Annotated in this window: 16 protein-coding genes and 1 pseudogene; 7 read left to right on the plus strand and 10 right to left on the minus strand. The window is 38.8% G+C overall.

The window, feature by feature from the left end; genetic code table 11:
* Positions 1 to 16: 16 nt before the first annotated feature.
* From L1264_RS12210 to L1264_RS12220, 3 genes are read right to left on the minus strand one after another with little or no spacing between them, the layout of a single operon-like run.
* Positions 17 to 4,522, minus strand: a complete 4,506-nt coding sequence (locus tag L1264_RS12210; protein ID WP_135923597.1) for an EAL domain-containing protein — start codon at positions 4,520 to 4,522, stop codon at positions 17 to 19.
* 15 nt (positions 4,523 to 4,537) lie between these two features.
* Complete coding sequence (locus L1264_RS12215) at positions 4,538 to 4,963, minus strand: GNAT family N-acetyltransferase (RefSeq protein WP_135923596.1); 426 nt, start codon at positions 4,961 to 4,963, stop codon at positions 4,538 to 4,540.
* Position 4,964: 1 nt separating this feature from the next.
* On the minus strand, positions 4,965 to 5,165 hold the full coding sequence (locus tag L1264_RS12220; RefSeq protein WP_135923595.1) for a DUF3283 family protein: 201 nt from the start codon (positions 5,163 to 5,165) through the stop codon (positions 4,965 to 4,967).
* Between the two features lie 145 nt (positions 5,166 to 5,310).
* Here L1264_RS12220 and L1264_RS12225 point away from each other — a divergent pair, with 145 nt between their 5' ends.
* Positions 5,311 to 6,012 (plus strand): transporter substrate-binding domain-containing protein, encoded by a 702-nt coding sequence (locus tag L1264_RS12225; protein WP_235381770.1) that lies wholly within the window; start codon positions 5,311 to 5,313, stop codon positions 6,010 to 6,012.
* Here L1264_RS12225 and L1264_RS12230 read toward each other — a convergent pair.
* The 4 genes from L1264_RS12230 to zntR all read right to left on the minus strand — a co-directional run bounded on the left by L1264_RS12230 (position 6,009) and on the right by zntR (position 9,325).
* On the minus strand, positions 6,009 to 6,254 hold the full coding sequence (locus L1264_RS12230; protein ID WP_135926240.1) for a DUF1289 domain-containing protein: 246 nt from the start codon (positions 6,252 to 6,254) through the stop codon (positions 6,009 to 6,011). The genes L1264_RS12225 and L1264_RS12230 overlap by 4 nt on opposite strands.
* A 109-nt stretch (positions 6,255 to 6,363) precedes the next feature.
* Positions 6,364 to 7,494, minus strand: a complete 1,131-nt coding sequence (locus tag L1264_RS12235; RefSeq protein ID WP_135923594.1) for a 1-acyl-sn-glycerol-3-phosphate acyltransferase — start codon at positions 7,492 to 7,494, stop codon at positions 6,364 to 6,366.
* Between the two features lie 153 nt (positions 7,495 to 7,647).
* Entirely contained in the window at positions 7,648 to 8,928 is a 1,281-nt protein-coding gene (locus tag L1264_RS12240; protein ID WP_199526080.1) for an SO_0444 family Cu/Zn efflux transporter, read from the minus strand.
* Positions 8,912 to 9,325 (minus strand): Zn(2+)-responsive transcriptional regulator, encoded by a 414-nt coding sequence (gene zntR, locus L1264_RS12245; RefSeq protein WP_135926239.1) that lies wholly within the window; start codon positions 9,323 to 9,325, stop codon positions 8,912 to 8,914. The genes L1264_RS12240 and zntR overlap by 17 nt, the downstream gene beginning before the upstream one ends.
* A gap of 94 nt (positions 9,326 to 9,419) precedes the next feature.
* Here zntR and L1264_RS12250 point away from each other — a divergent pair, with 94 nt between their 5' ends.
* Complete coding sequence (locus L1264_RS12250) at positions 9,420 to 10,364, plus strand: D-2-hydroxyacid dehydrogenase (protein ID WP_199526079.1); 945 nt, start codon at positions 9,420 to 9,422, stop codon at positions 10,362 to 10,364.
* Positions 10,365 to 10,523: 159 nt separating this feature from the next.
* The gene (locus L1264_RS12255; protein WP_135923591.1) at positions 10,524 to 10,907 is read left to right on the plus strand and encodes a DUF3192 domain-containing protein; all 384 of its coding nucleotides are present in this window, start codon (positions 10,524 to 10,526) and stop codon (positions 10,905 to 10,907) included.
* Between the two features lie 31 nt (positions 10,908 to 10,938).
* Here the strand turns inward: L1264_RS12255 and L1264_RS12260 are convergent, their stop codons facing one another.
* The 3 genes and pseudogenes from L1264_RS12260 to L1264_RS12270 form a co-directional block, all read right to left on the minus strand.
* Complete coding sequence (locus L1264_RS12260) at positions 10,939 to 11,862, minus strand: GGDEF domain-containing response regulator (RefSeq protein WP_135923590.1); 924 nt, start codon at positions 11,860 to 11,862, stop codon at positions 10,939 to 10,941.
* On the minus strand, positions 11,831 to 15,271 hold the full coding sequence (locus L1264_RS12265; RefSeq protein WP_199526078.1) for a response regulator: 3,441 nt from the start codon (positions 15,269 to 15,271) through the stop codon (positions 11,831 to 11,833). The genes L1264_RS12260 and L1264_RS12265 overlap by 32 nt, the downstream gene beginning before the upstream one ends.
* A gap of 61 nt (positions 15,272 to 15,332) precedes the next feature.
* A pseudogene (locus L1264_RS12270) lies at positions 15,333 to 15,590 on the minus strand (PhoH family protein); the annotation flags it as partial.
* An 85-nt stretch (positions 15,591 to 15,675) separates the two neighbouring features.
* On the opposite strand from L1264_RS12270, the gene L1264_RS12275 reads away from it, so the two are divergent.
* From L1264_RS12275 to L1264_RS12290, 4 genes are read left to right on the plus strand one after another with little or no spacing between them, the layout of a single operon-like run.
* A complete protein-coding gene (locus L1264_RS12275; RefSeq protein WP_075594024.1) occupies positions 15,676 to 17,166 on the plus strand; it encodes a tyrosine-type recombinase/integrase in 1,491 nt (496 codons plus the stop codon).
* On the plus strand, positions 17,150 to 19,921 hold the full coding sequence (locus L1264_RS12280; protein WP_135923588.1) for a hypothetical protein: 2,772 nt from the start codon (positions 17,150 to 17,152) through the stop codon (positions 19,919 to 19,921). Before L1264_RS12275 ends, L1264_RS12280 begins: the two co-directional genes overlap by 17 nt.
* Positions 19,918 to 22,002 (plus strand): hypothetical protein, encoded by a 2,085-nt coding sequence (locus L1264_RS12285; protein ID WP_008113384.1) that lies wholly within the window; start codon positions 19,918 to 19,920, stop codon positions 22,000 to 22,002. The genes L1264_RS12280 and L1264_RS12285 overlap by 4 nt, the downstream gene beginning before the upstream one ends.
* Complete coding sequence (locus tag L1264_RS12290; protein WP_008113385.1) at positions 21,999 to 22,463, plus strand: hypothetical protein; 465 nt, start codon at positions 21,999 to 22,001, stop codon at positions 22,461 to 22,463. Before L1264_RS12285 ends, L1264_RS12290 begins: the two co-directional genes overlap by 4 nt.
* Positions 22,464 to 22,596: the final 133 nt, after the last annotated feature.

Genomic DNA, 22,596 nt, shown 5'->3' on the forward strand with positions numbered 1-22,596 from the left:
GATAAAGTCAGTAACTTTATCCCTGAAACTCTTGATGCCAACTCTTATCTAAAAGCGGCCCTATTGCATCACCAGGTACCGGTTTACTAAATAAATAACCTTGAAAATACTCACAATCTTTTGCCTGTAAAAAACGCAGCTGTTGGATTGTTTCTACGCCCTCTGCGACGCACTCTTTTCCTAAACTTTTTGCCAAGGTTAGAGTTGAGTTGATAATTGCCTCATCACCTTTATCAACACCAATATCATTAACGAAACTTTTATCAATTTTCAGCACATCAACCGGGAAACGCTTTAAATAGGTTAACGAGGCATAACCTGTACCAAAGTCATCCATATAAATACGACAGCCTAGCTGCTTTAATTTCTCCATGCTTTGTTGAGCTTTTTCTGAATCTCGCATCATCACCGACTCGGTAATTTCAAACACGACAGCACTAGCCGGTACTTTTATGGCATTGAGAGTGTGTTCAATGTTGGCAACTAAGTTCACACTTTCAAAATCAAGGGCCGATAAATTAATTGAGATATACAGTTCAGGATGAGTTATGTGCCACTGACGCAACTCAATAAGAGCTCGCGATAAGGTTTGCAACATTATTTTGGTGATCAGTCCTGAACTTTCTGCCGCATTAGCAAAATCTTCAGGGCTATATACATCGTTACTAGGCCAGCGAAGTAACACTTCTAAACCAGCGACTTGATGGGTTTTTGCACTGACTATTGGTTGGTAATAATTGCAAAACTCATGCTCTAGGTAAGCTTTACTCAATTGCGATTCAAGATGCAATGTACGCTGAACCTGTAAATTCATCTCTTGTTTATAAAATTGATAACACCCCTCTACATGACGCTTAGCATGATATAAAGCAACGTTTGCCGCTTTTAACAACGCTTTAGTCCCGCTTGCATCATCTGGGTATACGGCCACCCCAACACTCAGATTAACCTTAACGGCTTGCTGACTTAGCTCTATGTGTTTTTCTACTGAGTCCATCACCTTGGCACACAGTAACAATAACTCATCTATTTGTTTGTAATCTTCAGCTAGAATCACAAACTCATCGCCATCAAATCGCGCAATACTATCTTGAGGTCGAAGCACATTTTTTAACCGCTGAGCTACTCGTTTAATTAATTCATCAGATTCTTCGCGCCCAAGTGAGTCATTAAAGTATTTAAAGCGCTTGATATTAACATTTAATAAGGCAACTTTGGTTTTATGATAATCAGCTTGCTCAATCGCATGATTCACACGGTCATTAAATAATGTTTTATTTGGTAAACCAGTAAGCGCATCATAGTTTGCTAAAATATGTAGTTCACTTTCTGCTAGTTTTTGTGCACTGATGTCAGTAACAATGATCACATAACTATCGAGCTGACGATTGCTGCCTGCTACAGCACTAATTTTAATCAATACTTGTCGTTTCTCACCGTTTGCCACAACCACAACATCTTCGGCGGAATAATGCTCACCCGATTGTAGGTTTTGCATAACTCGTAAGTAATTGATCCGAGCCGATACAGGTAATCCCAGCGTTAAAGAGCGGCTTGAGCGCGGCTCTGCGGGAAAATCAAAGGCATCTTGAAGTGATTTATTTGTGGCGCGGATACGCAGGTTTTTATCTATGATAAATACCCAGTCTCTCGTTTGTTCAAAAGCTGCACCAAAGAGACGAGCATTCTCTTCAAACACTAACTCACGCGTCATATTCGTGTACGTGCCCGCTACTTTTTCAGGGGCTGTGCCTTGCCATTCGACCACTTTGCCAAAATCTTTGTACCATCGCCATTGACCATCGGCATGACGTAATCGGTAAGTACAATTAAAGTAACCTTTTTGAGTGGATAAAAACTCCAGCCATTCCAATCGGAAAGTTTGCTTATCATGCGGATGAATTTTTGCTAAATAGTCATCTAAATTAACACTGTCGGTATCATAGCCCAGCTCGTTCCTAAGACGAGGTTGATAAATAATAGGGCTTTGTGACGACCAATCCCACACCCCTGAATGACTTCCCTCTAAAGCAAGCTTTAACCGTGCTTCACTTTCTTGGCTTTCTTTATGAGCGGCCAGCAAAATTTTCTGCATGCGATTACGTCTAAATACCCATGCAGCAATAATTAAAACTATCAAAATTAAGTACAATACAATGACATGTGGGGCTCGCCAAGGTGGGTACTTTACTTCAATATTTAAAATAGCAGGCGGAGTCAGGTCCCCCGTAACTGGGTCTTTTGCCCATACCTTAAGATGGTACTTTCCTGCACTTAGTTTTGGAAAAAGAACACGATTGTTATTGCGCGTATATGTTTTTTGTCCATCACCTAGTTGGTACTCATAAATGATACGTTCTTGATAATTAAATGCCATCGCCGAAAAAGCCACCTCAAGACCAATATCATCATGCTCAAGGACAACACTGTCGATAGGCTGTTTTAACTCAGCAGGCAAATCGCGAGACATTAGATCAAGGTTAGTAATATTGACATGATCAATCAGCGCTTGCTGGTAGTGGTTATCCATCGGGTAAAAATAGGTAAACCCTTTTAAAGTACCATAAACTATCTGCCCAGATTTTAGCTTGGTAAATGCGCCACTATTAAACTCTGTTGAAAACAACCCTTCTGCACCGGTAAACTGCTGAAAATGCAAGTTTTCTGGATTTAATCGCCACAACCCTTTGTGACTACTCATCCAGATCATACCGGCCTCATCGAGCACCATGTCGTAGAGCAATGTACCCAGTTTGTTTTTTTCTAGGTCAATCGTGTAAATATGCTCATAAGTATCAGCATCTAAGCCAATCAAACCGAAATTAGATAACGACAACCACAGTACATTGTTGTTATCTATGATGTACGACATCACATTAACAGCAACATTCTCATGTTGTTCTGGAACTGTATAAATAGTGGTTAGCTCGTATGTATCAGGATCAACTTGATACAGAATGCCGGCATTATAAAATAGTGGCGAATCAGGCTTACTTGTTAAAGCAGGTAAGAATCCATAGGCTAGGAAAGGCTCAAATTCATCAAACTGCCCTGCCAAACGGGTAATTACTTGAGTTTCAATATTATAAACAAACATGCCGTAGTCAGGGTGAACGTAAAATAGCTCCCCAGATGGCATCAATAATACACCGTGAACCCAATCGTTTATTAATTTTTGTTGCTCTGGATCTGCGGTTTTCACCGGGGTCGCTTGGCCTGTTTTTGGATCAAAACTCATGATCCCACGATTACTGTGTAACCACAGCTTATCTTTGTAAGGCATCACCTGATAGATGGTAAACTCTGTGGTGATAAGATCCACTTGGTAATCTTTTAAAAACACCTCGCTTTCGTAGGTATCCAAATTAATGGCTGTTAAACCATTATGGGTAGCAAGCCAAACTCTGTCCTGAAACTCAGTAATTCCCCATATAGAATGATGAGATAACCCATCTCCCTTTATTGAGTTTGCTACTACATTGCTAAAATTATAATTATCATAAGGTAAGTAAAAGGCTCCATCATTTTTAGTCGCCAACCACATACCGCCTGATTTGTCCTCAACTAAATCAATAATACTCGTATCAGCGAGTGTGTATCCGCTATCTTTTAAACGCGTACTTTTTACAAGCTCATTATTCGATGGAGTAAATTCGAATAACCCTTTATCAGTGCCTAAAGTTATTGATGTTTCCTTCGGAGTTATCGTCCAAATATTTAAATCATCAATTAAGGTTTTACTGCTAAAAGCAAGCTCGGGAGAGGCAAACATTTCATCTAAATGACTTATATCAATCTGATACAAGCCCCTAACAGCACCAACCAATAATGTTTGCTCGTCAACAACTGCGAATGACTTTACATAGTTTTGATAAATATGAGTTGGTTCTTGTTGTAGATGGTCAAGTTTTCGATATTTACCTGACGCAATTTCATACACAAACGCCCCATTGCTGGTACCTATAAAAATGAAGCCTTTGTACGGGTACAAATCGCGAATGACACTACTTCTAACTCGATCTGGTATTTCAAAAATTGTTGTTACTTGTTTAGTTTCTAAGTCTAGTTTTGCAAAATCCCAACCACGTCCAAGCCAAAGCGTCTTATCATCAAGAGCGACCATGCTAAACACAGACTCGCTGAAAATCTGTTCTTCGGTAGTTGGTTTTGCAATAAATTGTTGATAACTATCGGTGTTAGGATCGTAACGAAATAAACCCGCTTGCAATGATGCAATCCAAATATAACCCTGGGGATCTTGGTAGATGCGGTCGATAATAGCGTCTTCTAGCTCGCCATTAGGGCCTTTAATATGCACAACTTGATAGCCATCGTAACGGTTTAGGCCACCTTCGGTCGATAGCCATAGGTAACCACTATCATCGATTAGCATAGTATTGACATAGCTTTGCGATAAGCCTTCGCTGGTAGATAAACGCTTTACCTGTGCAAATGCTGGCTGACTAAACAAGCCACAGATAAAAAATACAAACAGCACGATGATGGAAAAGAACTGTGTCATTGACGTTCCAAATTGCTAACTTGGCACTGTGTGTCGTGTACAGTGCATCGCAACTATATTTCGATGCGCATATAACTCAAACAACGATTGCAAAGAATTGGGTAATGTTAACGTACAGTTAAACCCATTTTGTACATAAAAATCAATCAGATTTTGGTATGCAAAAGTAAATATAGGCGCGTTTTGTGCTGTAATTAACGTCGTAAGTAATTGAGAAGCAATCTTTTGACCTCGCCATGCATCATCAACATAAAGTGTTGATAAAAACAAAGACCCCGATTGATTTTGTATTCGACATGCTGCAATAATCTCAAGACCAGAATAGCAAACCCATACTTGGTCTGCTTTGCAGGCTCGCCCTCGAGCACCATGTTTATCATAAAACTTATTAACTAACGGTGTTTTTATTGGTTCAAGAAGACAAAACTTTAGCGCAGTCATATCAGCTCATAAGTGCAAGATAATGCTCAAACTGCTGCTTCAAAAATGCTTGTTCTGACATTGGGCGACTGTTAATTGTTGTATATACCCCCTCCCGCGTATTTTTACCTCGCTTTATTTGGTAAGCCCAAAAAGAGGCTTCATAGTCCAGTTGTATTTGATACTTTTGCTCTCGTGGCAACTTACATAAATTAAAACTCATATATTCACAACAACTAAAAAATAATAGTGACCAGTATAGCATTTTTTATTGGTCTGTTTAGCCTAATGCCATACGATTAACCTTGATTTTGGTAGCTCATACCAGTAAATTAACGGCGGTTTTTTAAACACGCAAGGAATGCACATTGTCAAAATATCTGCTTCTCAGATTTGCGCTAGTCTTATTGCTTTTTTGCCTTCCTGCTAGTGCTAGCTCGAACCTATTAATTTTCAATCGACCAGCAGATACCCCACAAGCACGTTATGTTATTGATTTACTGAAAATGGCCTACAAAGAAATAGGTTATGAAGTACATATCATTGATTTTAACCACCAAAGTGCCCTGATAGCAGCCAATAATGGTATTTTAGATGGTCAACTAGGTCGTATTGCAGATGTAAAAGATGACTACCCAAACCTACTAAAAGTTGATTTCCCGCTTTTTGATTTTAATCTTGTGCTATTAAAAAATTGCCAACACTGTCGCTATAAAGAATTAAAATCATTAGCAATTCAATCAAGTTATCCTGCTGCCCAAAGTTACATCGATAAACACCCATTCGGCGGAGATGTTATTAAAGTACGAAATATTACCGCACAATTAAATTTACTAACCCAAAAGCGTGTTGAAGGCACTATATTGCTAGATTTTATGCTCAAAACAAAGCACCCAGATTTTAATCAAGCAGCTTTTCATAAAGAAGTTTTAATGCCAATGCAGAGCTTCCATTTCGTTCATAAACGCCATGAGGCACTAATTCCTAAGCTCACTCGCGCCCTTCAGAAATTGCAGGAAGAGGGTAAAGTGCATTTTCTAAAATCCAAATATAACTTAACTGAATTTTAAAAATCAAAACCACCTTGCGAGGGAGAAGACGGTGGGTTTTCTGCTTGTTGTTTTTTTTGTAGGTAACGCTTATATCGCTGTTGGCACAAGCTAATTACTTTACGCTTTTCGGCATTAGTAAACTTATTCCAATAGAAGCGTTCATCCCTGCTTCGATAACAGCCTTTACAATACCCTCGATTGTTAACCTGACAAATCCCTTTGCAAGGGCTTGGAATCTCAAAGATTTCAATTTGTTGCATCATATTTGCCAGTGACGAGTTCATAACTAAAGTATAGCCTGAAAAATAACCATAAAAAAAGCCACTTTATAAAAGTGGCTTTCTAACGCTATTTTTAGCCGCTAAAAATTTAGGCTAATTCACTGTTTGTCAGTTCTGCTTTACGATGAAAAGGCTTCGCATACATTGCAAGAACTAGCGGCTTTAATTCATCGGGTACTTTTGCCAAGCGAGCATTAAATGCCTCTGCATCTTTTTTATCGACAACGGCTTCTTTACAGCCACCAGCAATATAGTTACCAGGGTGTAGAAAGAATGAATCAACGATTTGCTGATCAATGGTTTTTGCAAGCTCTTCAGGTGACTCACAGCCTGACTCAATTGGCTCACCAAAGGCTAAATGCACATGTCCTTTAGCTGTACTAAAGCCTTCAACAATGCTGGCAATATCTTCGCCTTGTTGTTTAACATACTGACCATGTTGCTGCTTATGATAAAGCTCTTTTGCTTTAGCTATCGCACACGGCTCATATTGATAAGAGATAGACACAGGCACAATTTTTAGTTCGCGCACGTATTCAGCAAACTCTTTCTTCTGCTTACGACCTTGTAACTGCAACATCTTAAGTAGAGCAGGATCTGTTTGGTCAAAACCATCTTTTGCTCGGCCTTCTTTTTGGGCTATCCAAATTGAGTGACCTTCAGCTAGGGAGTCATAAATATAAGCAGACAGCTGCGACAAAGCTTTTAGCATCTCTTTAGGTGCTTTCGCTGAGCGCTTCACAATAAAGCTTTTGTTTAAGCGCATTAACTCAGTGATATAAGGAATTTGCAGTAAGTTATCACCAATTGCGATGCGAACAGTCGGCATATTGTGTTTAAACAACCCCCAATTCACCAATGCAGGGTCAAGCACGATATCTCGGTGATTCGAGATAAATAAATAGGCTTGTTTAGGATCTAGTTTATCTATGCCAGAAAATGTCACTTCAGAAGTAGTACGGGTGATTAACTTATTTAAATAATCTGCCACTTCATGCTGTACTTGCTCAACCGATGAGGTATTACCCCACTTTTTACGCAGCTGGCTGCGCACTAATGGGCGAGTAATAAATGGAAAATAGGATAAAAAGCGCGGTAGATTATATTTGGCAATTACATCCACAAAAGCATTATCAGCAATTAAACGTGCTACTGAATCAGCGACTTCATCATCATTGTAAGGTCTTATGTCGGCGTATTTATCCACACTTTCACTCATTAAAAACTACTTAAGTTAAAAAACGGCACGCACAGCGCACCGTTTAAATATTTGGCGGATTATAACTCAGGCAATTTTAAATGCGAACCGAGACGCGATAGTTAACCAAGTTATTTGCCAAATGTTAGTAAAATATATTTTTATAACAAGTAATTACGCAATGCTCTTACCAGTTTGCGAGGACTTTTTCAGAACCATTTTTAACACTAATCTAAGCATTAAAGTAGCCAATACAATGCCCGATATAAAGCTTAACCAATGCGGTAAAACTTCATGCTCTTCGCCTATCATCGGTGCCACCACAAAACCATATTGCGTCACTAAATAATCAGTTAAAAAGCCAAATGCCAACGCTGTAGCAATCACACCTATTAAGTAAGCAACCACTGCACGCTTACCTAGTTCTTTACCCACAACACCTAAGGTTGCAATATTTGTAGCAGGGCCTGCCAACATAAAAACTAATACTGCACCAGGCGATACACCACTGAGTAATAGTCCAGCAGCTATCGGTGTTGAGGCTGTTGCGCAAATATACATAGGAATACTAATTAAAATAACCACAAGCATCGCAAGTATGCCACTGCCCCATTGGCTTAAATAAGATTCTGGCACATAGGTTTGTACTAAAGCGGCAAAGAATAAACCAATCATTAACCAAATCATGGTGTCTTCAAGCAACTTGTTACAACTAAAACTCACCGCACGTTTCAGTTTACCAAAGCGGCTTTCAACTGCTTTAGTTGGCTGCTCACTGCTACAACAGCTTTTCTGCGAAGGTACTGCTTGTTCACTTGCGCAACTTTGTTGCGGCTCTGGAGTAGCTTGTGAACCTTTATTACTACAACAACTTGTTGTTTTAACAGCCTCAAGTTCTTTAGTTGTTTGCTTGCTGCAACAACTTTGTGCGGGCTTAGCAGGCGCCTCTTTACTGCAACAACTCGATGTGGTCATAGGCTCAGGCTGTTTACTGCTGCAACAAGAGGTTGTTTTAGTGTTCTCTTTATTTGCTGTTGTGCCTTGCTGTTGATGAAGCTCACTGTCTTTACCCACTAATACACCCGCCACAATGGCACTACACACGGCCGCAATAGGACGTATCACCGCCATAAATGGGCCTAGTAACACATAAGATACCGAGACCGAATCGACTCCCGTTTCAGGGGTTGAAACTAAAAATGCGGTGGTGGCACTTTTTGACGCCCCCGCCCTTCTTAAACCAATGGCAGCAGGGATCACACCACATGAGCACAATGGCATAGGAGCACCAATAAAAGCCGCTTTAACTGTGGTCCATAGCCCTTCTTTTCCTAAATGACGGTTAAGAAAGTTAGCAGGCAAATACACATTTAACAGACCAGCTATGAATAAGCCCAGCATTAACCAAGGCGCCGAGAGTAAAAACAGATGCCAAAAATTACTGAGTAAGTCCATCGATATCCTCCAGCGTCGTTAGTATTGAACAGTTTTCAGCGGGTTCTTCACCACCACAACATTTATCAGCCAATAATGAAAGTGAGTCATAAAAGCGGGTAAGCTCTGCAATTCTTTGTGCAACGAGATCGCGCTTTTGTAACGTCATCTCTTTAACTTCATGGCAAGAGTGCTGATCTTTATGAAACTTAATTTGCAGCAACTCTTTGATCTCAGCCAAACTAAAGCCAACATTCTTTGCTCTGAGAATAAACGCCATTTGCTTATAGTCATCCTCAGAATAAAAACGATATCCCACGTCTGAACGCGAACTTGGCGTTAACAAACCATGCTTTTCGTAGTACCTTAGGGTATCTGTTGAGACACCCAACTGGCGGGAAAACTCACCTATTTTCATCACCGTCTCCATTGTGAAGCGTTTATTTATTATGCTCACTATAAACCTTGGAGTACACCCCAAGGTCAAGCAATAAATTAAAAAAGGAAAGCACATGAATATTACTGTCCTTGATGCAGCAACATTAGCCAACACTTCGTTAGATGCCTTAGCACAGCTAGGTAAATTAACTTGTTACGATCTAACTTCCCAAGAGCAAGTTGTTGAGCGCTGCCAAGATGCTGATGTAATTATCAGTAATAAAGTGGTGATTGATCAGCTCGCTATGAGCCAGTTAACTAATTTGAAATTAATATGCGTTGCAGCAACAGGCACTAATAATATCGATTTAGAGGCAGCAAAAGAGCATAACATTGCAGTGACAAATGTGGCGGGCTATTCAACACCGAGCGTGGTGCAGCATACCTTCACCTTAATCACTAACTTATTGGGTAATACTCATAGATACATTAATGATTGCCAGCAAGGTTTATGGCAACAAAGCCCAATGTTTTGTCGCTTAGATTACAGCTTTAATGAAATTGCCGGCAAAACATTGGCAATTGTTGGTTATGGGTCATTAGGTAAAGCTGTGGCTGATGTAGCGCGTGCCTTTGGTGCCAATGTCATTATTAGTGAGCGAAAAGGTCATACGCCTCGTGAAGGTCGTGTTAGTTTTAATGATGCCCTAAGCAAAGCCGATATTATTAGTGTTCATTGTCCGCTAACGGATGAAACACGCAACCAAATAGCCGCGGCAGAATTAAGCATGATGAAATCGTCAGCTATTATTATTAATACCGCTCGTGGTGGGATTATCAATGAAGCCGATTTAGCTGACGCTTTAGCTAATAATGTCATTGCTGGCGCAGGTGTAGATGTACTTAGTAAAGAACCCGCAGAGCAAACAAACCCGCTGGCACTATACAAAGGCGCAAACTTATTACTCACACCACACATCGCATGGGCAAGCCAAGAATCAATCGCTCGCCTAGTTAACGAAATAGCTTTAAATATCCAAGCATTTAACCAAGGCGAACCACGGAATAGATTAGTCTAAAATACAACAAATTAGTCAAACAGACTAACCTACGTGTTGATTTAGCCTACCACGCATGTAAGCTAACAGGCAAAACATTGATTTAAAAAGACTTTTAAAGTTGGCAAGCTGATTGCTATCTAACAATCACTTAAACTCGAATTTCTAGGGATAAAAAAAATGAAAAAAGCTCTTCTAATCGCTGCACTATCTGCTCCATTTTTAACAGGTTGCGTTATTGCAGTTTCAGATGGCGAAGCCGATACACATTGGGCAGGTAGTTCTTCATCAAGCTGGGAGAAGCAACATAAAAATAATCGTGAAATTATTTCTAACCTTGCACTCGATACCAGTTATCAAACAGTATTAAACAAACTTCATACACCTAACTTTACCGAGCTGCTAAAACAAGGTGATGATGTATATCAAGTGCTATTTTATGTTACGCATAGCATTCATTCAGATGGCAAGATGACAAAAGATGAGTGCACACCTTTAGTATTTAAAAATGATAAGTTAATCGGCGTGGGCGATACAATTTATCAATCGCTAAGTAACGGCTAATTAGCAAGCTAAAGTTAAGAGTAGGCTTTGCCTACTCTGATTCATTTACCGCAACCATCCTTGAAACAACTTTATCGCGTCCAGTATCTTTAGCTTGATACAAACCTAAATCAGCCTCTTCTAATAAAGTTTGCTCTGCGTATACTTGCCCGGTTTCAGTGGTAGCAATACCAATACTAATCGTAATGTGATCAGCATTTAAAGACGCTTTATGAGGGATATTTAGTTTATTCACTGCATCGCGTAGTTTGTTAGCAAATGCAATAGCTTCTTTTGCAGAAGTGTTTGGCAGTACCGCAGCAAACTCTTCACCACCATAACGTGCTACAAAGTCACTGCCGCGCTCACATGCCCCCACAAGCGCGTGAGCAATTTTTTTCAAACAATCATCCCCGGCTCTATGTCCATAACAATCGTTGTAGCGTTTAAAGTGATCAACGTCCATTAACAGCACAGATAACGGTGTACAGTCTCGACGACTTCGACGCCATTCACGAGCTAAATTCTCATCTAAATAACGCCTGTTAGGTATTTCCGTCAACCCATCAATCGAAGCAAGCATTTCAAGAAGGTCATTTTTTTGCTTAATTAATAACTGATTGCGCACCCTTGCACGAACTATCGCAGCACTAAAAGGTTTAGTGATGTAGTCCATTGCACCTAATTCAAGGCCCTTTGCTTCATCATCATGGCTGTTATTCGCGGAAATAAAGATAACGGGTAACATGCTGGTTGTGGCATTTTCTTTTAACTTGCCAAGTACCTCGTAACCATCAATGCCGGGCATCACTATATCTAAAATCAACAAGTCGACAGCTTGAGTTTTCAAAAACGTCAGTGCTTTTTCACCACTTTCAACACAAAAAACATCGTAGTCTTGCTGCAACGTTTTCTCTAATACCAAGCGATTTAACGGATCATCATCAACAATCAGTACCTTGGCTCTTTTCAACATGTGTAGATCCTTGTTCGATGATAAATGCAATCACTTGCTGTAATTGGCATTGCAATTCATCATTTAATTGTTCGGGCAGTTCACCAGTTTTCTTCAGCTTAACTTCACATTCCTGAGCGCACGCTGACAAACGTTTAAAACCGAGGTTTCCAGCTGACCCTTTAAGATTATGCACCACACGTATCAGCTCTTGCGCAGTGTTTACTTTAGATATGAGTAATAACTGCTCTTGTGCCATAATCGCAAACTTTGACAACATAGTTAATACTAACTTAGTGCTGTTTCCAAATTGAGATAGAATAAAGTCTTGATCGAAAAAGGATTCTTTTTTATGTTCCAATTCATTCATGGCTAAAAATAATTTGCTCGCAACAATTGGCTTGGTTAGGTGCTTATTCATACCAGCTGCAACTGATTGCTCTATGTCAGCAGGTTCACTGTGTGCCGTTAATGCATAGATTGGTATTTGTTGTTTACTAAATGTCTGACGAATAATGCGCGTTGCTTGGCAACCATCCATTTCTGGCATTTGAATATCCATAAAAATCAGATCAGGTTGCAATGACTTTGCAAGCTTTATCGCTTTTTCACCACTGTCTGCACAAACAACATTAACATCAGCTTGCTCTAGAATACTTTTAATTATGTTTAAATTGAGTGGGTTATCGTCTACAGCAAGTACGAGTAAGCCTGATAAATCCATTTTAGAGGGTAACGACACCACAGACTTTTTGGCCGGCTCTGTGGTTTTATCAAGCTGTAAGCAAAAGTAAAACTCACTTCCTTTTCCTTTTTCACTCTCAAGCTTGATTTCCCCTCCCATCAAGGCAACCTCATACTTCACAATGGCAAGACCAAGCCCTACACCTTGATGTGAACGAGTAAGAGATTCATCGCCCTGTGTAAACGCATCGAATAAACGACTTTGATCTTCTTGGCTTACCCCTATACCAGTATCTTTGACGGTAAAACAAATAAGTTGCTGCTCTGTTGATTGTTCAATGAGCTTCATACACAAGGTGACACTACCTTGCTCTGTAAACTTAGCGGCGTTTGTCAGTAAATTTCCTAACACTTGTTGCAAACATATTTGGTCGCCAATTAAGCTATCATTGATATCATCATCACATTCAATATTAAAAGTTAAGCCTTTTTTTCTGCACAGTGGTGCGATCAAGCCTTGGCAATACTCAATTAAATTAGAGACACTAAATGGCGCATTACTTAATTGCATTTGCGAGTTTTCTGCTCGAGCAAAGTCAAGCATGCGATTAAGTAAAGTAAGTAAACTATTTGCCGCAGATTTAGCTTGTTCTGCATGAGTACGCTGCTCAGCTGATAAGCCTTGTAAAGCAATTACATCAATTAAGCCTAACACTGCATTCAACGGCGTACGAATTTCATGACTTAAGTTTGCAATAAATCGGCTTTTTGCCAGTGTTGCTCGCTCGGCATCGTCTTTTGCTTGCACAAGCGCTGTAACATCTTGCACATGCACAACATAGTAGTCGGGTGTTTGCTCGCCATTAAACACTAATGAAACACTAATTTGTAGCCACCGCTTTTGCTCTTGTTGTGGCAGGCTAAAGTGATAGACATTCTTTTTCTCGTTGAGTAAATCTAGTAACGTCTCTTTTAATGTATTAAATGATTGCTCAGCAAATAGGTCTTCCAATGTATAGTGACTGGGTGACTTATTACCTAAATCAATTGAAAAAATCTTCCTTGCCGCTTTATTTACTTGTAAAACCTGATAATCAAGTGACACTAACAGCACGCCATTGGCAGCATACTCCATTGCACTTCGTAATTTAGCTTCTGAACTTTGCAACGCATTGAGCGCTTCATACTGTTTGGTAATATCACGACCAATCGCCATAGTCCCCAAAAACTGCTGATGCTCGTTATAAAAAGGCACTATACTCAAATCATAGATTTTATCTTGTGTTGATAAACGTTTTTGATAAACCTGTCTGTCTTTGAGCACTTTCTTTTCAAGCTCGTTGATTTCGCCATTATCATCACTGATATCACATAATTGCTGACCCACTAACTTTTCTTGTGGCAAGCCTATGTAGCGTTCATATGCTTTATTACACCCCAAAAATGAGCCATCAATGTTCTTAAAATAAATAATATCCGGAACATTGTTGAGCATGGTGTTTAATAACGCTAATTGACGCTCTTTAGCATCAATACTTCTTCTAAGCTGTTGCGACTTTACTTGTACTTGAGAATCTAAAGTTTTATTGGCTTCTTGTAAGGACTGTACTAACTCTTCATTGCGTCGAAAGATCTGCTTAACACGACTAAACCAAGGCTGCCAGTTAGCAGGAATTTTGTAACTTACAAGCGCTTGCTTGCCCTCATCATGCTGCTCTAAATAATTCATCAAATGCGTCATGGGTTTTACAAAAATACGTTGGCTTAACCAAAACACGGCACTAAACATCATTACTAAAAAGACGCTTAAAAACATAAACTCTAAAAAAATGTCATAGCCAATAGGCTTACTCAATGCCCTAAGTGATTCGTGAAAACGCGTATGAATAGGTAAGTTGGTAGTATCTTGTACAAAATGACTTTGATAGCGCGAGCCTGAACTTTCAACGATATCTGGCCAATATCCTGTCGCATTAATGGCGCTCTTTAATATCTCTTTAGAGCTAGCAATCACTTGGTTGTCTTGATTAATAAAGATAAACTCACCATCACTAGGTGCTATCTTCTTAAGCCACAATGAAATAGCCTCTAGGTCATAGATCAAAACGATATAATCTTGACTATCAGCAGCTCTTTGTTTACCAATCGCAAAATAGGCATGACCGTTTATGGTCAAAACAGAGCTTGAAGCAAGCCGTTCTTCATTCAGTTGCAATGGACGAAACTTGTTATCTAAAACACTCGTAAGCAACTCACTTTTCGTTGTATTACGTCGTTTAATAAAAACAAAACCCTGCTGGTTTACATAGGCAACTGCTTCAAGTGATTGAATTAAAGAAAGTGCGGTATTGAACGATGGGCCTAGGGCTATAACTTGTCGCCATTGATTAACTGCAAATTGCGTTGAAGCAAATCGACCTTGCCCCACAACTTCTCCGATCCCCTCACCTACCAATTGGTAATAATAATGGTCAAACTGATTAACATTGCGCGCCAAGCTAGGCGCATAATCATAAGAAAGTGGCTGCTCGTAGAGCTTGAACATAGTATCTATTAAGCCATTGGCAGCATTCATTGCATGGCTAAGCTGTGCAGAGATATTATTAAAACCGTTTTGCCTGCTTTCAATAGCACGTTCGAGCTTTAAATTATAAAGATGCAAACACAAAAAAAACGCCACCAGCAGTGGCACAATAAGTGCCACTGATAAAGAGCGATAATAATGCTTTAATGGTAAAAAATTCACTGGTTATAAGTACCTTACCTCGTTAACGGTTAGGTTAACGAGGCATAGAAGTACTAGCAAGTTATAAATTTTCTTCAGCGAAGCTGGCTAAACGGCTGCGTACGACACCATTTAAGTTAACAGTGGCGCTGCCTTCAAAATCTTTAAAGCGTTCAACAATATAGGTAAGCCCTGAAGTTACGGGGGTTAAGTAGTTGCTATCTATTTGCGCCAAGTTACCTGAGCAAATTAGTTTCGTGCCTTCACCGCAGCGGGTAATAATGGTTTTAAGCTGTGATGCCGTTAAGTTTTGACTCTCATCCAAAATCACCCCCGAATTGATATAATACTATCATACCCTTAATAAACTTGAACAAAAAAGTTTTTACACACATACTCTAGCTAAGAATCAAAGGTGAACGAAAATGATACTTCGAAATACAACAAAAACTAAAATAATTAAAACATCAGTCAACTTTGGAAAAGGAATGTCTTTTCACCTCGATAAATCAGGGCAACCTATTAAGACTGAAAAAGGCATCAGAACTCACTCATATAGGCACGATAAAATAGAACCTAATTTTCCAGTGCTATATCACCCGACTCGCTTCACAGAATGCCAAGAAATGAACTTATTTTTAATGCACCGCTTTGAAGGTCATTTCAGTCTCAAAAAGAATCAAATAGACAATGAGGCTTTTAGTGACGCTTATCATGCCAGCCAACCGGGAAAGCCATTAGATGTTAAGTCTGTTCGCAGTATAGCTAAGCACTTAAAAGCTTTCTTAGATTGGTTGGATAAAGATGGTGCATCCTATTTTGAAGTAATAGCCGCGCCACTTTCGAAACAGTCTGTAGATGATGAGATTTCTAGGTTACCTGTGTGGAGATATCACGAGCATTTGTGTGAAAGAATCGAAACCAAAGATAAGTCTAAACGCATAAGCTTTAACAGTGCTCAAGAACGAATTAGAGCGGTTAAAGCATTCTATATATGGAGTCATAAACGCGGGGCTATAGATAGCCTCCCTTTTTCGCTCGAATATAAACAGGTACGTATTAAAACAAAAGCTAAATCAGGTGTCAGTTCGTTGTTTCAATTACCTACCAGCAACAATCGTTCTGGGGGCTTATGGAAATGGGTCAGTAATTTGAGCATTCCAAATACATTGAAACAAAAAGAAGACTCACCAGACAAAGGTCTACAACCATATTCTCCAAAAGAACTTAAACAGTTACTGGAGACGAATACAGCTCAAAAAGAGACTTATAAACTTTATTTGCAATGTGCTTTGCTAGGTGGACTTCGTTCTTTTGAGATTTCAGCCATCGACCAGAAAGACCTTTTTGATCCTGATGAAAAAGAAAACGAGAAACGTATTCCAAAATTGAACATTGTACGAAAAGGACATAAGCCAGTGAGATTAACAATAGCGCGAGTTCTAATGAAGCTTTTGTACAATCACACTTTGACAATTCAAAATATGAAGCGACGTACCAAACATGAGACTAATCATGGTATGGACAATAGTGAACATCCGCTTCCTTTGTTTATGAATAGTTCAGGATCGCGGATAAGCGAAGATACACCGGGGAATACTATTTCCATAGTTAGAAAAGAACAAAGGAAGCAGGGATTAGAAATACTATTACGCACATTCCATGACTTACGCGCTACCTTTGCTACTTATGTCGCTAAATACCTAATTGACAAAGGTGAATCGGAGAGTTCCATCAGACAGACACTAATGACCTTGATGAGTCACGAAAGTTTTAAAACAACCAAACGTTACATCGACTTTGCCAAAAGTGTAGCAGTGGATGCATACGGAGCAATGTCAGAGTGGGTGAAAGATATCTACGGTGATGTTGACGAATTACTGATGCGTGAGGCTGAAGATGCAGCAGCAAGTTAAAACGCGGAAGTCCAATCGTATTCCTGCTAGATTTAAACCTCATTCAATTGTTCTAGCCAAACAGTTAGACGTTTTATTTAACAGGGCATATGACAAAGAAAACAATATTAGCGCAGATGACGACACTGCTATTTCAATGAGTCGCTTGCGGAATGCTTGTGTCAGTTTACAACACACTCTTCCTCTAGCCCTTAATAAGGTTAGTACAGATACTGCGACATCAATTCAAACTTCGGGATTAAATGCTCTATCAGACTTTGAAATTTGGCAAGAACTGGAATACTTTTGCATTAATGAAATAAATGATGTCAAGCTACCTAGTTATGCTACTCGTATAGAAGAAGCCTTAGAAAACTTAGCTAAGTTTCATTTTTATGATAACGCTATCAACGCTCCTTTTAGGCTAGTAAATGGGGCTACTTCAATCGACATAACTAAATTATTCGAACTTGAATTCCATCAAGTAAAAGAGATTCGTAAATTACTAAATAAATATCTGGACTATCTCGTCCTTCCAGAATTAAGCCTCAAAGATTCTTCTATTAGGGACAATATCCTCAAAACTGCGACAGCTATTATAAATCTTTGTCTACATGATACTTTTAAGAATACTGAACGCGTCAAACTGCCATTATTGGCAACATTACAGGATAGGGAATTCGTTTCATCATTTATATGCAATCACAACTTCCGTACTTTTTTAAAATTTATACTACCCGATGTGTGGGGTAAAGCTAGAGTCAATCAATTTAAAACTGAAGCCGAAGTAATAGGGTATGCACAAAGCATATCATCCAAATTTGGCAATGAAGTTGATGCTTTTTTGAAAAATCAGATAGCAAGCGCTTCGGAAGCTAATACAACAAGAGTTAGATCCTCAACTTTATCATTTCCAAGGTGGTTGAATAGTGCTGGTAGCGTAGCATCACCAATAATTAAGCTGCTTAGTGAGCGTGGAATTCAAGGGTTTGCAGAAAATGGCCTTCAGGGATTTAAATACCTTTATAAGCATTACCAAGAAGAAACTCAAAATAACCAGCAGTTTTTACTGCTACTAAACGCTGCATTGGACCTTTACCACTTTGTTACGGGTGAAAAAATCGCAAAGGAAAGTTTATTACCCTACTCATTGGGCTATTACCTTAAAGAAAGTGACACTACCGAATGGCAGAAGCATGAGTGGGTATATGACAATGCCTATAAATTTTATCAAAACCTAGTCGAATACCATAAAGTTTTTACAAAGCGAATTGATGGCGAGAGCATAGGTATCGTCACTCTCAAAGGTTACATAGGTAGTATGGCTAGAGCATTGAAAGAAAATGCATCATCATTAACAGATGAACAAATGAAGCTTATTGCCAGTCATGGGGTTCATGCTTTTGTTGAAAATAACTGTGAGATACTAAAGGCTATAAGAGAGGCAATTCAACTAAAATCAAAACAAGGCGACTTGTCGGTTTTTGTTGGTAATCAATATCAGAGCGCTATCGACAAATTACTATCGTTTTATGGTCTAGATACTATTAAAAGCTTTCCGGTCAACACCGAATTAACTGCACAACATCAAGAGCAACTCTCTCAGAATCAAGATAAGCTCTACTCATATAGAGAAGTAGTAGAATTAGCATATTACATAGAAAAAGGGCTTTCTGAGACCTTACTCACAATTAAAGACAAAGTTACACTTTATGCAGCAAAAGTCATATTGAAAACTGGTTGGAATTCAACTCCTACGCTAGAGCTTGATACTGACGACTTATTTTTCTTTAACACGCCATTACATTCAAGTAAAACTCCTGCTCTTCGTTTATTTAAACGCCGAGCTAATTATCAAACACAATGGCATAAATTTGAAATTCAAGCCGAAGATCTAGAAAAAGAAGGCGTCTTATACGGCGACGTTGTCGAACCAGTAATATTTGATATTAAGGCTGCGACTAAACTTACGTCTATTTACCGCCCTTCTATTGAGAACCTATCAAAAAGAATTTTTGTTTTTCCCAAAGTAAATAGTATTGGAGAAGTAAAGATTCAATTATTAACAGCATCACGTTTCAAGACCACTATAGATAGGATATTGACTGAGCTTGGGTGTGATATCGTATTTAATTCGCAAAAGATCAGAAAATCAGGGCTTAACTACATTTACCGAAAAGTTGCCAAAGAATTTAAGTGGTATCAAAAAGCTGGCAAGCACTCTTATGAAACGTTCTTGCGTCATTATTTAATGCAAGATAACAAAGATGTTGCAATGACAATCAACAGAGCGACAAAAACAATGGCAGACTATTTTGTTCGCGATGTTACCGACAAAGTAATCATTTTGCAGACTCCACCAGAAGACGGTAAAAAAGTCCCGAATGGCACATGCATTAACTCAAAAGATAAATCCGCAGTAGTGGCATTCGAATCACAAAACAGGAAATTATTAGACCAGCGAGATACAAACGAGCATGCATGTGCCGACTTTAACGCATGCTTGTGGTGTCCGTTCTATCGCTGTGTTGCTGACGCATTGCATGTTTGGAAACTTTTGTCATACCGGGATTTTGTTGTTGCTGATATGGAAAACTCAGCCGCAACATTTGACTCTATAACAGAGCAACTGGAAAACATAGAGCAGTTGAAAAATAGGGTTAACGAAATATTAGCTGATATTGCCAAGCTTAATGCTCAAGCTGTGACTGATGGAAAAGAACTATTGAGAACAGAGGGTATTCATCCTCATTGGAAAAACACAGGTTTGCTATGACCAAAGAGATAACTAAAACAAAACTACTTGATATCGCTGTTGTAAAAACACATACAGGTCAAATCACTATAAAACCTTTGGTTCAGGTGTTAGAAGATTTTAAAGTTGATGATACTAGCGCTTTTAATTCGATTGCTTTGTGGGAAAACAGAGCATTGAATATTGCTAAACATGGCACTATTCACTTTGGCGATGACACTTGGATAAGCTATGAAGAAACGCAAAGAAATGTGAATTTTAAAGGTGTTGATGAATTAGCATATCAAATTCGAATTTATTCACTAATTAAACTCACACATGGTGATGTTGTAGGCGGTAAACCTCTAAAAATCTCTACACTTCAAAATGATGTAACGTATCTAAATTTATTTGCAGCCTTCTTAAGACAAAGAGGTTATCACTCATTTCATGAGTTGGAGTTCAAATCTGACTTAGTTATTAGGAATCTCATAAAAGACTATTTATATGAAGTCAGGAAAATAGCTATTTACAGACAATCACACTCATTTACTAAACTATTTGACGTGCAGCGCAGCTTTCGTCTTTTTGGCCCTAAGGTGTGTAGTGTTTTTATTGATGTACTTAACCAACTAAACGAGTTACACCATCCGAGACCAGTCACTTATTCGCACCCTGTCATTCCTACTAAAGTAATGAAAAAAATTCTGAAGTTTGCAGAAAAAATAGTTGAAAACTCTAAGGATAAGATAGAACGATGGCTAGAATTAAATGCACGCTTAATAGATAGTTTAAATGAAGGCTCCGTTGAACCACCGCCCAAAATTAGTACAGGTGAGCTAATAGCAAAACATGTAAGAAACTTACCCGATGAAGTGGAATTCATTCAATTATCCGAAGAATTAGAAGATTTAAAATTAGCCACATACATTAATATCTTGGCCTATACAGGCATGAGATATAACGAAGTACTTACATGCAAGGTTGGCTGTGCCAATTACAAAGATGATATTTATTACATTACGGCAATCATGACCAAAACCGACAACAGTAAGGTTGAGATGGAATGGTTTTCAAACGCTGAAGTACATGAGTGTGTTGGTATTTACGAAAAATATGTGTTCGGTATGCAAGAAAGGGCAAAAGCTGTACTTTCTTCATGCAGAGCCAATATAACAAGTAGTCAAGCACACAACTTGAAAGAAGGGTTAGAAAGAAACCGTCTTTTCGGGGTTTCACATAGTAGCTGTAGTGTTAGTTTTAGCGATGCTGGGCGATTCACAAAATTTGAGGTTAAAAACAGTGAAAACATTGAGCTTTTTGACTTAACTCTAGACGATGATGATATAGCAGAGCTTGAACGCCTTGAATCTAACTACAAAGAAGTTAGAGGAGAGAATAGAGGTGTCCCATACGAAGAAGGCGATACGTTTAGATTAACCGCTCACATGTTTCGACATACGTTGGCCTACTTTGTCATTGCCAATAAATTAGGTGAGCTTGATGATATTAGATATCAATTTAAACATTTAACCAGCCTAATGACGTTTGTTTATACTCGAAGAGCATTTTTGGCCTCAACAACTTTAATTAAAACTACTGAAGAGTTTAATGAGATTTTAATTGACCGTGTTGCAGAAGAGTTAATAGATGAAGCCGAGTCACAATCACTTAAAGGTGGTGCTGGTGAGCAAATTAATAAAACATCTAAAGATCTGATAATAGGTATTACTGATAGTCAAAGTAAAGATTCGACTGTGATTAAGCAGATCCATTTCAGTTCAATTGAAGAACTGAAAAAATTTCTCGTCAAAAATATTAAAAACATACGTGGCTTGCCTACGGGGTACTGCACTGCGGGAGAAGCTTGCAAGATAAAAGGAGCAGGAATCCCTAGTGGCTGTGTGTATTGTGGTAGTAAAATCATTACCAAACGCCACAAGGTCAATTGGCAAGTGATAAAAAAAGATGCGACCCAGAAACTAGAGGCATATGCAGCATCAACCACAGAAGAGCAAGAAGATTACGAGCTATTTGCTATTCACTGGAAAAATAATATAGCAGCAGCTGACTATGTATTAGATGAAGGCAAAGCGCATACAAACCAAGGAGAACAAGCATGAGTAGCGCATATGATGATATAAAACGTGCTTTTGAAGAGATGAAATCTGATGGCAGCAAGATAACCAAAAATGCAGTAGCAACGAGAGCTAAAAGAAATATTGCGAATCTATCTAAAGAAGAAGAAAAATGGGTAAAGTTACGAGAAAGTATTGAAAAAGCTCAATTAACTTGGGAAGAAAAAAATAAAGATAATTTAATAAAACAACTCAGAACAAAGGTAGCCGAACTAAAAAGCAAGCTTGCTAAAGAAAAGCAAAAAAATAATATCGGCACTAAGGAAATCGATAATAAAGATACAAAGTTATTAGTGTTGTTGAGTGAAATGTACGCAGAAATAGATAAGCTCAAACTGATTAATGCCGATTTACAAAATCAACTTCAGCATTCAGGGCAACATACAGAAATAAGAGTGGATACGTCTACTGGTGAAATTATTGAATTAGTTTCAACGAAACAATAGATTAGATGTAGTAGTGTGATTACCAAGGGATACTGACGGTATAAGTACCAAGCGATTTTGACGTAATCACACTATCAATGTTGCCGAGCTTCGGCAAGTTTTGCTAACCGTAACGCAGTCGTATTCATATTTT

This window comes from Pseudoalteromonas sp. APAL1 (assembly GCF_021532475.1).
Taxonomy (GTDB): domain Bacteria; phylum Pseudomonadota; class Gammaproteobacteria; order Enterobacterales; family Alteromonadaceae; genus Pseudoalteromonas; species Pseudoalteromonas lipolytica_C.